This window comes from Rhizobium sp. M10 (assembly GCF_002531955.1).
Taxonomy (GTDB): Bacteria; Pseudomonadota; Alphaproteobacteria; order Rhizobiales; family Rhizobiaceae; genus Rhizobium; species Rhizobium etli_C.
In genome coordinates, this window is sequence record NZ_NWTA01000039.1 from 16,231 (window position 1) to 29,489 (window position 13,259).

Genomic DNA, 13,259 nt, shown 5'->3' on the forward strand with positions numbered 1-13,259 from the left:
GGCAGGGATCAATGGTGCGGATGCGTGCACTGGCCGTGGTCGGCGAGAACCTCGATGACACGGCATTGGTCGACGCGGCCATGGCCGCAACCTTCCACCATGGTTTCGAGTTCGGCCTTCAGCGCCATCAGGCTGCGGATGCGCTGCTCGACCTCGACGAGACGAGCCTTGGCGATGGCATCGGCAGAGGCGCAGGATTGGTGCGGATCATCCTGCAGGGTGAGCAGCGTGCGGATCGCCTCGATCTCGAAGCCGAGTTCGCGGGCATGGCGGATGAAGGTGAGGCGGCTGATATCGGCGGGTTCGAAGGAGCGCTGGTTGCCTTCGCTGCGGCTTGGGGCCGCGAGCAGGCCGATGCTCTCGTAATAACGCACCGTCGGCACTTTGACTCCGCTCCGGCGAGCGGCTTCGCCGATCGTGATCTTTTTCATGATTTTCCTCTTGCACCTCTAGTCGCTAGAGGATGTAGGAGGGATGCTTCTGTTTGACAAGGAAGCGGATCATGGCTGAGACGAGCGAGACACGATACCGGGTCGGCGGCATGGATTGCGCCGCCTGTGCGACCAAGATCGACACGGCGGTCAGGCGCGTGGCGGGTGTCGCCGATGTGTCCGTCTCGGTGGTGGCGGGCACGATGACCGTCCGGCATGACGGCAGCAGCGACCTCAAGGTGATCGAGAAGAGGGTGACGGGGCTCGGTTATTCGGTTTCGCCCTTTACCGGAAGCGTGGCGCCGGCACGGGATCACGGCGCGCACGATCATCACGACCACGGCGATCATGCCGGTCACGACCATGATCATGATCACACAGGTCACGATCATGGCAAAAAGAAAATCGAGGGGCTGCATGGGCGTGACCATGCGCCGATGACCGGTTCCTGGTGGCAAAGCCGGAAGGGTCGATTGACCATCGTCTCGGGTGCAGCGCTGATCGCCGCCTATGCCATCGGCCATCTCGTGCCTGCGGTCGCATCCTACGCCTTCGTCATCGCCATGCTGGTCGGGCTGGTGCCGATCGCGCGCCGCGCCATCATGGCGGCTCTATCGGGCACACCGTTTTCGATCGAGATGCTGATGACGATCGCCGCCGTCGGCGCCGTCATCATCAATGCCGGCGAGGAGGCAGCGACTGTCGTGTTCCTGTTTCTCGTCGGCGAGCTGCTGGAGGGGGTGGCGGCCGGCAAGGCGCGCGAAAGCATCCAGTCGCTGACGGCGCTGGTGCCGAAAAATGCGCTGCTCGAAGACAATGGCCAGACGCGGGAGGTGCCGGCGGAAAGCCTCGCCGTCGGCGCGATCATCATGGTGCGTCCGGGCGACCGTATCTCGGCGGATGGCATCATCGTCTCCGGCGAGAGCGCGATCGACGAGGCGCCGGTGACGGGCGAGAGCACGCCGGTGCGCAAGGGTGTCGATTCCGTCGTCTTTGCCGGAACGGTGAATGGCGATTCTGTGCTCAGGGTCCGCGTCACCGCGGCCGCGGCCGACAATACCATCGCCCGCGTCGTCAAGCTGGTGGAGGAAGCGCAGGAATCGAAGGCGCCGACCGAACGTTTCATCGACCGGTTCTCGCGCTATTACACGCCCGGCGTCGTGGTGGTCGCAGCACTGGTGGCGATAGTCCCGCCGCTGCTGTTCGGTGGGTCTTGGGGCGAATGGATCTATAAGGGCCTTGCCATCCTGCTGATCGGCTGCCCCTGCGCGCTCGTCATTTCGACGCCGGCGGCGATTGCCGCCTCGCTTTCAGCAGGCGCGCGGCGCGGGCTGCTGATGAAGGGCGGCGCAGTGCTGGAAACGCTCGGCAAGGTCACGATGGTCGCCTTCGACAAGACAGGCACGCTGACGGAAGGCAAGCCTCAGGTGACCGATATCGTTTCCTTCGGATTGAGCGAGGCGCAGGTCTTGTCGCGCGCGGCGGTGCTGGAACAGGGCTCCAGCCATCCCTTGGCGCTGGCGATCCTCAACCGTGCTCGGGCAGACGGCGTTCCCGTGCCGCCGGCCTTCGAGCTAGAAGCGCTGCCGGGCAAGGGTGTCAGCGGCAAAGTCGGCGGCGAGACGCTCGACCTGCTGTCGCCATCCGCTGCCCGCGAGCGCGGAGCACTCGATGGCGAAAAGGATGCACGCATTGCTGTTCTGAACGACGAGGGCAAGAGCGTATCGGTGCTGTTCGTCAATGGCGTTGCGGTCGGCCTGATCGCCATGCGCGACGAGCCGCGCGCGGATGCCGAGGTCGGGCTTTCCACGCTCAAATCGGCCGGCGTCAAGGCGATGATGCTGACGGGCGACAACAAGCGGACGGCGGCAGCCGTTGCCGGCATGCTCGGCATCGACTGGCGCGGCGAGATGATGCCTGAGGATAAGCAGCGGGTCGTCGGCGAATTGAAGCGTGAGGGGTTCATCGTCGCCAAGGTTGGCGACGGCATCAACGACGCTCCGGCGCTGGCCGCCGCCGATATCGGCATCGCCATGGGCGGTGGCACCGATGTGGCGCTTGAGACGGCCGATGCCGCCGTGCTGCACGGGCGCGTCGGCGACGTGGCGCGGATGATCGAACTTTCCAAACGAACGATGCACAATATCGTGCAGAACATCACCATCGCCCTCGGGCTGAAGGCGGTGTTCCTGGTGACGACGATTGCCGGCATCACCGGCCTCTGGCCGGCGATTCTCGCCGATACCGGCGCCACCGTGCTGGTGACGATCAACGCGCTCAGGCTGCTTCGAGTAAGGACATAACACCCGATGTCGTCCCTGCGGCGCTCGTCACCTGAAGCGTGGCGTAGACCGCTGATAAGGGGCGCCAACTCCTCTTTCGTCATGCTCGGGCTTGTCCCGGGCATCTGCCTCCGGTCGATAGGCAGCAGATCCTCGGCACAAGGCCGAGGATGACGCGGAGAGGGGAGGTTTGTCATCCCGGACCTTCTCCACAGCCTGCTTTCGTTAAGCCTTCGATCCATGTTTTTCACAGGAACGCAGTGATTTCAAACCTGTCGTAACGCAATGCACAAACCATCCGTTGACGTGATTTTGGATTCGCGTACTATATCTAGTGTTCAAGGTTCCTTCGATTCGCCAGGATCGCGGGCTAAGACGGGAATACGGTGCGTTTCGCCATGACGGCGCAACAAGGCCGGAGCTGCCCCCGCAACTGTAAGCGGCGAGCAACTGTCCGATTTCAGGTCACTGGAGCATGATGCTCCGGGAAGGCAGGGGCAGGGTGCTTCGACCCGCAAGTCAGGAGACCTGCCTTGAACTAGATGTCCACGGGCGGGGTGTCCGGAAGGTCGCGTGCATGAAGCGGAATGATCCGCGCCTGTTGCGCTGCCCCGAACGTCCGCATGAGCACTTCGGGTTGAAGTCATGTCGAGAAGATCAAGGCCGCCGCCCGCGCAAATCCCGAAAGGGATCGTATCGGGCGTTTAAAGCGCCGACTTTGCCAGATCACCATCAAGCGTTGCCCCGGACGTCGCAAGGCGCCCGATCCCAGTATTGCGTCCTGAATTCTTTGATATCACGAGGAAGATGATGAGCGTTACCGTCTATAGCAAACCTGCCTGCGTCCAATGCACCGCCACTTATCGCGCTCTCGACCGCCTGGGCGTTGATTACGATATCGTCGATATCTCGCAGGATGCCGAAGCGCTCGATCGCGTCCGCAGCCTCGGCTACATGCAGGCGCCCGTCGTCATCGCCGGCGAGCGGCATTGGGCGGGTTTCCGTCCCGATATGATCAGCGCGCTCTCCTGACCGGAAAACGGCGATGGGGCTGCTCGTCTATTATTCCAGCCGATCGGAGAATACCCATCGCTTCGTCGCCAGGCTCGGATTGCGCGCGGCGCGCATTCCCTCAAGCGGCGCAGAGGCGTTCCATATCCGCGAACCCTTCGTTCTCATTGTGCCGACCTATAGCGGCGACGGTGGCAAGGGGGCCGTTCCCAAGCAGGTGATCCGTTTCCTGAACGATGCGGAGAACCGAGGACACATCCGCGGCGTGATTGCCGCGGGCAACAGCAATTTCGGCGAGACATACGGGCTCGCCGGCGACGTGATTTCGCGCAAATGCCAGGTGCCTTACCTCTACAGGTTCGAGCTCATGGGCACGGCCGAGGATGTCGCCAACGTCAAACACGGAATGGAACGATTTTGGACACGGGAACAACTCTGACGCGGGATGCGGGCGCAAAATCGCATAACACTTTTGCTCATCCCGCCGGCGAACGTCCTTTGAAAGCGGCGGAAACGCTCGACTATCACGCGCTGAACGCCATGCTGAACCTCTATGACGATGAGGGCAGGATCCAGCTCGACAAGGATCGCCTGGCGGCGAAGCAGTACTTCCTGCAGCATGTGAACCAGAACACGGTGTTCTTTCACAATCTGAGGGAAAAGCTCGATTACCTCGTGACCGAGGGCTATTACGAGCAGGAGGTACTCGATCAGTATTCCTTCAATTTCGTCCGCGACCTGTTCGATCAGGCCTATGCCAGGAAGTTCCGTTTCCCGACCTTCCTCGGCGCTTTCAAATATTACACCAGCTATACGCTGAAGACCTTCGACGGAAAACGCTATCTCGAGCGCTACGAAGACCGCATCTGCATGGTGGCGCTGACCCTGGCGCGCGGCGACGAGGCCCTTGCCCGCGACATGGTCGACGAGATCATTTCAGGCCGGTTCCAGCCGGCGACCCCGACCTTCCTCAACGCTGGCAAGAAGCAGCGCGGTGAACTGGTTTCCTGCTTCCTGCTACGGGTCGAGGACAATATGGAATCGATCGGCCGGTCGATCAATTCGGCGCTGCAATTGTCGAAGCGCGGCGGCGGCGTGGCGCTTTCGCTGACCAATATCCGCGAGGCCGGCGCACCGATCAAGCAGATCGAAAACCAGTCCTCGGGCATCATCCCCGTTATGAAGCTTCTCGAAGACAGTTTCTCCTATGCCAACCAGCTCGGTGCCCGTCAGGGGGCAGGTGCTGTCTATCTCAACGCCCATCACCCCGACATCATGCGCTTCCTCGACACGAAGCGCGAAAATGCCGACGAGAAGATCCGGATCAAGACGTTGTCGCTCGGCGTCGTCGTACCCGACATCACCTTCGAACTCGCGAGAAACAATGAGGATATGTATCTGTTCTCGCCTTACGACGTGGAGCGCGTCTACGGCGTGCCTTTCACCGAGATTTCGGTGACGGAAAAGTACCGGGAGATGGTGGCGGATGCGCGCATCTCGAAGAAGAAGATCAAGGCGCGCGAATTCTTCCAGGTGCTCGCCGAAATCCAGTTCGAGAGCGGTTATCCCTACATCATGTTCGAGGACACGGTGAACCGGGCGAACCCGATTGCCGGGCGCATTTCGATGAGCAATCTCTGCTCCGAGATCCTGCAGGTCAGCGAGGCAAGCGAATATAATGACGACCTCTCCTACAAGCATCTCGGCAAGGATATTTCCTGCAATCTCGGCTCGCTGAACATTGCCGCAGCCATGGATTCCGCCGATTTCGGCAAGACGATCGAGACCTCGATCCGGGCGCTGACGGCCGTTTCCGACATGAGCCATATTGCCTCGGTGCCGTCGATCGAGAAGGGCAATGACGAAAGCCATGCGATCGGTCTCGGCCAGATGAACCTGCACGGCTATCTCGCCCGCGAACGCATCTTCTACGGCTCGGAGGAAGGCGTCGATTTCACCAATATCTATTTCTATACAGTGACCTATCACGCGATCCGCGCCTCGAACCTTTTGGCGGTCGAACGCGGCACATGCTTCAAGGGCTTCGAAAATTCGAAATATGCCTCCGGCGACTATTTCGACAAATATACCGAGCAGGAATGGAAGCCGGCGACCGAGAAGGTGCAGGCGCTGTTCGACAAATCCGGAATCCATATTCCGACGCAGGACGATTGGGCGGCGTTGAAGACGGCTGTCATGGCCTCCGGCCTCTATAACCAGAACCTGCAGGCGGTGCCGCCGACGGGCTCGATCTCCTATATCAACCACTCGACCTCGTCGATCCATCCGATCGTCTCGAAGATCGAGATCCGCAAGGAAGGCAAGATCGGCCGCGTGTACTATCCGGCGCCGTTCATGACCAACGACAATCTCGATTATTATCAGGACGCCTATGAGATCGGGGCGGAGAAGATCATCGATACCTATGCGGCGGCGACCCAGCATGTCGACCAGGGGCTGTCGCTGACCCTGTTCTTCCGCGACACGGCAACGACGCGCGACATCAACAAGGCGCAGATTTACGCCTGGAGGAAGGGCATCAAGACGATCTACTACATCCGCCTTCGCCAGATGGCGCTGTCCGGCACCGAGGTGCAGGGCTGCGTGTCTTGTACGCTTTGATTTTGGGCTGCTGGCCGAGAGTTTCGAGCTTGTAGCCCCCTCATCCGCCTGCCGGCACCTTCTCCCCGATGGGGAGAAGAGACAAGCCGATTGCATGGCGTTCCCCTCTCCCCAGCGGGGAGAGGGCAGGGTGAGGGGGCTCCGCACTCCGTTAGAATTTGTGGAAGAAAGACCACCCAATGAACATATCCATCAAGCCAATCAGCCGCGTGCGCGCCATCAACTGGAACCGCATCGAGGACGACAAGGATCTCGAAGTCTGGAACCGGTTGACCGGCAATTTCTGGCTGCCGGAGAAGGTGCCGCTGTCGAACGACATCCCCTCCTGGGCGACGCTGACGCCGGCCGAGCAGCAGTTGACCATCCGCGTCTTCACCGGGCTGACGCTGCTCGACACGATCCAGAACGGCGTCGGTTCCATCAGGCTGATGGAGGATGCGGTAACGCCGCATGAGGAGGCGGTGCTTTCCAACGTCTCCTTCATGGAGGCGGTGCATGCGCGTTCCTATTCCTCGATCTTTTCGACGCTGTGCTCGACGCCCGATGTCGACGATGCCTATCGCTGGTCGGAGGAGAACGAGTTCCTGCAGCGGAAATCAGTGCTGATCATGGAGCAGTATGGTTCCGGCGATCCCTTGAAGAAGAAGATCGCGAGCGTCTTTCTCGAGAGCTTCCTGTTCTATTCCGGCTTCTACCTGCCGATGTACTGGTCGAGCCGCGCCAAGCTCACCAACACGGCCGACATGATCCGGCTGATCATCCGCGACGAGGCGGTGCACGGCTATTATATCGGCTACAAGTTCCAGCGCGGGTTGGAGCGGTTGTCCGGGGAGAGAAGGCAGGAGATCAAGGATTTCGCCTTCGACCTGCTGCTCGAGCTCTACGACAACGAGGCCCGATATACCGAGGCGCTCTATGACGGCGTCGGGCTGAGCGAGGACGTCAAGAAATTCCTGCATTACAATGCCAACAAGGCGCTGATGAACCTCGGCTACGAGGCGCTTTTCCCGGCCGAGGCCTGCAAGGTCAATCCGGCGATCCTGTCGGCGCTTTCGCCGAATGCCGACGAGAACCACGACTTCTTCTCGGGCTCCGGCTCCTCCTATGTCATCGGCAAGGCTGTCGCGACCGAAGACGAGGATTGGGATTTCTGAGCCTTTCTCGCAGTCTGCCCTTATCATTTGCTTCCCTGTCGCCCACATTCAGCGGAAACTGAATTCGATCCTCGCCGATGACGTGATGTAGCGGAGTTTTTGATGTCGCCTTTTTTGAACAAGACCGGGACTGCCGTTGAAGCGGACGAGGGCGTCTGGCCGATCCGCAGGAGGCGGATTCTCGATTGGCTGGTGAACGAGACGCGGGGCGAGCGTTTCATCGACAACATCCTGGTGGACATGTGTGAGAAGCTGCTTGCGGCTGGGGTGCCGGTGGCGCGGGCGACGCTGCATTTCAGGGTGAACCACCCGCAATGGGTGGGTGCCCGCATCCTCTGGAAGGAAGGGCTCACCGAGGCGAAGATCGATACATTCGCCTATGGCGTCGAAAACACGCCGGAGTTCCTGACCAGTCCTGTTAACGCGATCCATCAGGGTGCGGAGGAAGTGCGCAGGCAGTTGGAAGGTGCAGCCGACGGCGACTTGGATTCCTTCTATCGGGAACTGCGCGACGACGGCCTGACCGAGTATATCGCCTGGCCGCTCGAACACACCTTTGGCAAACGGCATGTGGCTACATTTTCCACCAGCCGGCCGGGCGGTTTTACCAGCGAACATGTCGATTTCCTGCGTGATCTCCTTCCGGCCCTGACTTTGGTCAGCGAAATTCGCCTGAAGAACATCATGGCGCGCACGCTGCTGCAGACCTATGTCGGGCCGCATGCGAGCGAGCAGATCCTGTCGGGCGTGACGACGCGCGGCAGCGGCGCCACCGTCGGTGCGGCGATCATGATCTGCGACCTGCGCGACTTTACGGCGATCTCCGATCTCTGGCCGCGCGACGATGTCATCCATCTGCTCAACGACTATTTCGACGCCATGTCGGATCCGATCGAACACTATGGCGGCGAAATCCTGAAGTTCATGGGTGACGGATTGCTGGCAATCTTCCCCTTAAGCAAGGAAACGGCCTGTGCCGATCTGCTGCAGGCGATCCGCGAAGGGCAGGCGTTGATGGCCGAGCTGAACGAGCAGCACGCACGAACAGGACGCGAACCGCTGCGTTACGGCGTCGGCGTGCATGTCGGCGACGTCATGTACGGCAATATCGGTTCGCGCCGGCGGCTGGATTTCACCGTCATCGGCCCTGCCGTCAATATCGCCTCGCGGCTGGAAAGCCTGACCAAGGAGGTCAAGCGTCCGGTGCTGCTGTCGCGGGCCTTCGTCGAAATGGCGGGCTGCGCCGAAGACATGGACAGCCTCGGCACCTTCCCGCTGCGCGGGCTCGGAGAGCCTGTCGATGTCTTCGCTTTTCCTGAGCGGTAAACGGATGGGGCTTCACACGCCGCGTTTGTTTCCCCACAGCAGCACGTGCAGCTGCGGCAGCACGCGCGGGGCAAACCATCCGTCGGCGGTCACCTTCGCAACGAGCCAGTGCATCCGGTCCATTACGCCGTCGATATCGATGCGGGCGTCGTCGTCATCGGGCGGCGGCGGCGTATGGTTGCCCGGCTGAAGGAACAAGGGAATATAGGGATAGCGCCGACCCGCCTCTCGGGCAAAGGCGTAATCGTCATCGTCGAAGACGACGATTTTCAAGGCGATCTCCGGGCCACCGGCGGCAAGCCGGAGGCAGCTGTCGACCTGATCCCAATCCGTCAGCATTCCGCTTGATGGCGGCTTAGGGCTCAAGACCAGGAAGTCGAGATCGCGAAACCAGTTCCGGGCGACGCTCCCCTGCGTTTCCAGCGCGAAGCGGTAGCCTTGAGAATGGCCGAATTCGATCAGCGGCCCCAGGGGCTGGATCGCCGGATTGCCTCCGGAAAGGGAAACCGTCATCGGCCTGCCTGCGGAGAGCTTCGTGACCTCCTGCCAGATCGCCTCGGTGGACATGGGAATCCACTGATCCCGGAAGGCGCTGTCGACGGCGTGGAGGCTGTCGCACCAGGAACAGCGATAGTCACAGCCGCCCGTCCGGACGAACACCGTCGGCAGCCCGATCAAAGCGCCTTCGCCCTGGATGGTCGGGCCGAAGATCTCGCTGACGCGAATGGTCTCTCCGTTCATGGCCGGTACTCCGCCCAGGTCTTCGGCGTCTCGCTGACGCGGACGGACGATGTCTCGGGGAAACGCTGTTTGCACCAGTCGTAAAAATGCTTTGCCAGGAACTCGGAGGTGACTTTCGAATGGCCGAAGACCTCGTTCAGGTGGCGATGATCGAGAGCCTCGTCGATATAGCGCTTGAGCGGCGACAGGTCGTGATAGTCGCGAACGAACCCGTCGTCATTCAGAACTTCGGCGGCGAGCTCGACGACCACGACGTAGTTGTGGCCGTGGAGCCTGGCGCATTGATGGTCGGCCGGCAGATGATCCAGCTGGTGCGAGGCGGAGAGGTGAAACTCCTTGGTGATGCGGTACATCAACGCACCTCCGCCGCGGAATATTGCGACACCGCCGCTTTCCAGAAGTCCCGGTCTTCATAGTCCGTTGGATCGGCGACACCGGCAAGGTGGAAGGCTTCGCGGCGTTCGACGCAGGTTCCGCAGCGCCCGCAATGAAGGTTGCCGCCCTTGTAGCACGACCAGGTCTCCGCAAACGGCGTACCGTGTTTTGCGCCGTCGGCGACGATCGCCGCCTTGGAAACATCGACATACGGCGCCAGCAGTTTGACGCTGGCATAACCGTCCAGCGCTTCGTTCTGCATGCGCTGGAAGGCGTCGATGAAGCCCGGCCGGCAGTCGGGGTAAATGAAGTGGTCGCCGCCGTGCACGGCGACGGCAACGGCATCGGCCTTTTGCGCGGCCGCCAGGCCGAATGCGATCGCCAGCATGATGGCATTGCGGTTCGGCACCACTGTGGCCTTCATGGTCTCCTCGGCATAATGGCCGTCCGGGACCTCGACATTGTCGGTCAGAGCCGATCCGCTGAGATGGCCGCCGATGGCGGCGATGTCGATGATATGATGAGGAACGGCAAGGCGTGCGGCGCACTTGGCGGCGAAGTCGAGTTCCTTGCGATGCCGCTGGCCGTAGTCGAAGGAGATGAGGCCGACGAGCTGTTGTTCCGCTGCCATCCTGTGAGCAAGCGAAACGGAGTCGAGTCCGCCGGAGCAGACGACAATGGTTTTCATATTTTGGATCCCTTGTTTTGACCGGGTGGGCTGCGACCGGATTACGGACGTGCTTCTAGGCCAAATCACGCGCGATGCAAACAGTTTTAAGATGTCAGCTCGAAAGTTGTGCGGTCTCACCGATCGAAAATTGCGTTGCGGCGGCAGCATGCGGTGCAGGTCCCCGGCGTCGGGATTGTCGACGCGCTGACGCGGCATGCGTCCGCGATCCTCGCCGGCCGCCGTCGCCTCCTCCTGGATCGTGTCGACTTTCGGCGATCTGTTGGAGGAGTGAGGAAACCCGTAATAATTCAATATGATAACGGAATAGCCATATTTTTCTCGGGAGTCGAGAAAGGGCTTGACGATCAGGGGCTTATAACGTTTTAAATTAGCAACCGCGCGGAGGAGCGCGGCCGTATGTCGACCGCCGTAGCGGCGGAAAACATCGGGCGGCAGGGAGGGCCCGCCGCCGATTTCAAATGGGAGGAATTTCATGCGCAGGTTTTTGAGCTCGGCGGCCGTTGCCGTCGTGATGATGGCTGGCCTCGGTACAGCGCAGGCCGCCGATGTGAAGGAAGTGCAGATGCTGCACTGGTGGACATCGGGTGGCGAGGCGGCGGCCTTGAACGTGTTGAAGGAGGACCTGTCGAAGGAAGGCTTTGCCTGGAAGGATGTTCCGGTTGCCGGCGGCGGCGGTGATGCGGCGATGACGGCGCTGAAGGCGATGGTGGCAGCCGGCACCTATCCGACAGCCTCGCAGATGCTCGGTTATACCGTGCTCGATTATGCCCAGGCCGGCGTGATGGGCGATCTGACCGAGACGGCCAAGAAGGAAGGCTGGGACAAGTCGGTGCCGGCGGCGCTGCAGAAGTTCTCGGTCTATGACGGCAAGTGGGTCGCAGCCCCCGTCAACGTCCACTCGGTCAACTGGCTGTGGATCAACAAGGCGGTGATGGACAAGATCGGCGGCACCCAGCCGAAGAGCTTCGACGACCTGATCGCGCTGCTCGACAAGGCCAAGGCGGCCGGTGTCATTCCCTTGGCGCTCGGCGGCCAGAACTGGCAGGAAGCGACGATGTTCGATTCGATCGTGCTGTCGACCGGCGGGCCGGAATTCTACAAGAAGGCCTTCAACGACCTCGACGAGGCGTCGCTGAAGTCGGACACGATGAAGACGTCCTTCGACAACCTGGCGAAGATCGTCAAATACGTCGATCCGAACTTCTCCGGCCGCGACTGGAATCTGGCGACCGCCATGGTCATCAAGGGCGATGCGCTGGTGCAGGTGATGGGCGACTGGGCCAAGGGCGAATTCGTCGCCGCCAAGAAGACGCCGGATACCGATTTCCTCTGCTACCGCTTCCCCGGCACCGACGGCAGCGTCATCTACAACTCCGACATGTTCGGCATGTTCAACGTCCCCGACGACCGCAAGGCGGCGCAGGTGGCGCTGGCAACGGCGACGCTGTCGAAGAGCTTCCAGTCGGCCTTCAACGTCGTCAAGGGTTCGGTGCCGGCCCGCACCGACGTTCCCGACACCGACTTCGACGCCTGCGGCAAGAAGGGCATCGCCGATCTGAAGGCCGCCAATGAGGGCGGCACGCTGTTCGGTTCGCTCGCTCAAGGGTATGGCGCGCCGCCGGCGATCGCCAATGCCTATAAGGACGTCGTCTCGAAATTCGTCCACGGCCAGATCAAGAGCTCCGACGAAGCCGTCAAGCAGCTCGTCCAGGCAATCGACGACGCCCGCTAAGGGTCGTCGATGACAAATGCTTCCCCGTCTCTTGGGCCGGGGAAGCTTCAGGCTCCGCAGCGATAATTGCCGAGCGATCCTGCGGGAAGGGAGATGATATTCATGAGCACAGTTGCCACCACCGATCCGGTTCTGACCCCCGGGCAAGCGACGCCGATCTCGCTTCGAGGCCGGCTGCAGGATGCGCTGCCGAAGATCGTGCTGGCGCCGAGCTTCGTCATCACCCTGGTCTTCGTCTACGGCTTCATCGTCTGGACGGCCTATCTGTCGTTCACCAATTCCAAGACCTTTCCGTCCTATGCGCTGACCGGGCCACGTGCCTATCAGCGGCTGTGGCGTTGGACCTTCGAGAGCGACCCGCCATCTTCCTGGTATACCTCGATCACCAACATGGCGATCTTCGGCTTCCTCTATGTCGGCATCTGTTTAGCAGTCGGCCTGCTGCTTGCCATCCTGCTCGACCAGAAGATCCGCGGCGAGGGGCTCTTGCGGCCGATCTTCCTCTATCCGATGGCGCTCTCCTTCATCGTCACCGGCGTTGCCTGGAAATGGTTCCTCGATCCCGGCCTCGGGCTCGAGCAGACGCTGCACCACTTCGGCTGGACGAGCTTCCACTTCGACTGGATCAAGAACAAGGACTTCGTCATCTACACCGTCGTCATCGCCGGTGTCTGGCAGGCCTCCGGCTTCGTCATGGCGATGTTTCTGGCGGGCTTACGCGGCATCGACGGCGAGATCATGAAGGCGGCGCAGATCGACGGCGCCTCGCCCTTGCAGCTTTATCGCCGCATCGTCATTCCGCTGCTGCGGCCGATCTTCCTCTCCGCCTTCATCGTGCTCGCCCATATGGCGATCAAGTCCTACGACCTGGTGGTGGCGCTGACCTCGGGCGGG

The 13,259-nt window shown here is 61.2% G+C and carries 12 protein-coding genes and 1 riboswitch; of the genes, 8 read left to right on the top strand and 4 right to left on the bottom strand.

Going from position 1 to position 13,259, the window contains the following annotated elements; translation table 11 throughout:
• Positions 1-8: 8 nt before the first annotated feature.
• Positions 9-431 (bottom strand): helix-turn-helix domain-containing protein, encoded by a 423-nt coding sequence (locus tag CO671_RS31545; RefSeq protein ID WP_010029773.1) that lies wholly within the window; start codon positions 429-431, stop codon positions 9-11.
• 71 nt (positions 432-502) lie between these two features.
• On the opposite strand from CO671_RS31545, the gene CO671_RS31550 reads away from it, so the two are divergent.
• The 6 genes from CO671_RS31550 (at position 503) to CO671_RS31575 (ending at position 8,826) form a co-directional block, all read left to right on the top strand.
• On the top strand, positions 503-2,734 hold the full coding sequence (locus CO671_RS31550) for a heavy metal translocating P-type ATPase (protein WP_097609028.1): 2,232 nt from the start codon (positions 503-505) through the stop codon (positions 2,732-2,734).
• A 303-nt stretch (positions 2,735-3,037) separates the two neighbouring features.
• Positions 3,038-3,264: riboswitch (cobalamin riboswitch) on the top strand.
• A 259-nt stretch (positions 3,265-3,523) separates the two neighbouring features.
• The gene (gene nrdH / locus CO671_RS31555) at positions 3,524-3,745 is read left to right on the top strand and encodes a glutaredoxin-like protein NrdH (protein WP_010068756.1); all 222 of its coding nucleotides are present in this window, start codon (positions 3,524-3,526) and stop codon (positions 3,743-3,745) included.
• A gap of 13 nt (positions 3,746-3,758) precedes the next feature.
• Positions 3,759-4,163, top strand: a complete 405-nt coding sequence (nrdI, locus tag CO671_RS31560; RefSeq protein ID WP_010027594.1) for a class Ib ribonucleoside-diphosphate reductase assembly flavoprotein NrdI — start codon at positions 3,759-3,761, stop codon at positions 4,161-4,163.
• Positions 4,142-6,346, top strand: coding sequence for a class 1b ribonucleoside-diphosphate reductase subunit alpha (gene nrdE, locus CO671_RS31565; RefSeq protein ID WP_097609029.1), 2,205 nt, complete (start codon positions 4,142-4,144; stop codon positions 6,344-6,346). The genes nrdI and nrdE overlap by 22 nt, the downstream gene beginning before the upstream one ends.
• Positions 6,347-6,525: 179 nt before the next feature.
• The gene (gene nrdF / locus CO671_RS31570) at positions 6,526-7,500 is read left to right on the top strand and encodes a class 1b ribonucleoside-diphosphate reductase subunit beta (RefSeq protein ID WP_097609030.1); all 975 of its coding nucleotides are present in this window, start codon (positions 6,526-6,528) and stop codon (positions 7,498-7,500) included.
• Positions 7,501-7,602: 102 nt separating this feature from the next.
• On the top strand, positions 7,603-8,826 hold the full coding sequence (locus tag CO671_RS31575; RefSeq protein ID WP_097609031.1) for an adenylate/guanylate cyclase domain-containing protein: 1,224 nt from the start codon (positions 7,603-7,605) through the stop codon (positions 8,824-8,826).
• A gap of 12 nt (positions 8,827-8,838) precedes the next feature.
• Here the strand turns inward: CO671_RS31575 and queE are convergent, their stop codons facing one another.
• Genes queE through queC form a run of 3 tightly spaced genes read right to left on the bottom strand, consistent with a single transcriptional unit; the run spans position 8,839 to position 10,630 of the window.
• A complete protein-coding gene (gene queE / locus CO671_RS31580; RefSeq protein ID WP_097609032.1) occupies positions 8,839-9,567 on the bottom strand; it encodes a 7-carboxy-7-deazaguanine synthase QueE in 729 nt (242 codons plus the stop codon).
• A complete protein-coding gene (gene queD / locus CO671_RS31585; protein ID WP_097609033.1) occupies positions 9,564-9,920 on the bottom strand; it encodes a 6-carboxytetrahydropterin synthase QueD in 357 nt (118 codons plus the stop codon). Before queD ends, queE begins: the two co-directional genes overlap by 4 nt.
• Entirely contained in the window at positions 9,920-10,630 is a 711-nt protein-coding gene (queC, locus tag CO671_RS31590; protein WP_097609036.1) for a 7-cyano-7-deazaguanine synthase QueC, read from the bottom strand. The genes queD and queC overlap by 1 nt, the downstream gene beginning before the upstream one ends.
• 475 nt (positions 10,631-11,105) lie before the next feature.
• Here queC and CO671_RS31595 point away from each other — a divergent pair, with 475 nt between their 5' ends.
• Complete coding sequence (locus CO671_RS31595; RefSeq protein WP_097609034.1) at positions 11,106-12,365, top strand: ABC transporter substrate-binding protein; 1,260 nt, start codon at positions 11,106-11,108, stop codon at positions 12,363-12,365.
• A gap of 102 nt (positions 12,366-12,467) precedes the next feature.
• A partial coding sequence (locus CO671_RS31600; RefSeq protein WP_097609037.1) for a sugar ABC transporter permease occupies positions 12,468-13,259 on the top strand: 792 nt, incomplete at its 3' end.

Bases quoted from the DNA above. Each gene is read 5' to 3' on its own strand.
- nrdH (WP_010068756.1), top strand. From the start codon at position 3,524: ATGAGCGTTACCGTCTATAGCAAACCTGCCTGCGTCCAATGCACCGCC.
- nrdF (WP_097609030.1), top strand. From the start codon at position 6,526: ATGAACATATCCATCAAGCCAATCAGCCGCGTGCGCGCCATCAACTGG.
- CO671_RS31595 (WP_097609034.1), top strand. From the start codon at position 11,106: ATGCGCAGGTTTTTGAGCTCGGCGGCCGTTGCCGTCGTGATGATGGCT.
- queD (WP_097609033.1), bottom strand. From the start codon at position 9,920: ATGTACCGCATCACCAAGGAGTTTCACCTCTCCGCCTCGCACCAGCTG.
- CO671_RS31545 (WP_010029773.1), bottom strand. From the start codon at position 431: ATGAAAAAGATCACGATCGGCGAAGCCGCTCGCCGGAGCGGAGTCAAA.
- CO671_RS31550 (WP_097609028.1), top strand. From the start codon at position 503: ATGGCTGAGACGAGCGAGACACGATACCGGGTCGGCGGCATGGATTGC.
- nrdI (WP_010027594.1), top strand. From the start codon at position 3,759: ATGGGGCTGCTCGTCTATTATTCCAGCCGATCGGAGAATACCCATCGC.
- queC (WP_097609036.1), bottom strand. From the start codon at position 10,630: ATGAAAACCATTGTCGTCTGCTCCGGCGGACTCGACTCCGTTTCGCTT.
- queE (WP_097609032.1), bottom strand. From the start codon at position 9,567: ATGAACGGAGAGACCATTCGCGTCAGCGAGATCTTCGGCCCGACCATC.
- CO671_RS31575 (WP_097609031.1), top strand. From the start codon at position 7,603: ATGTCGCCTTTTTTGAACAAGACCGGGACTGCCGTTGAAGCGGACGAG.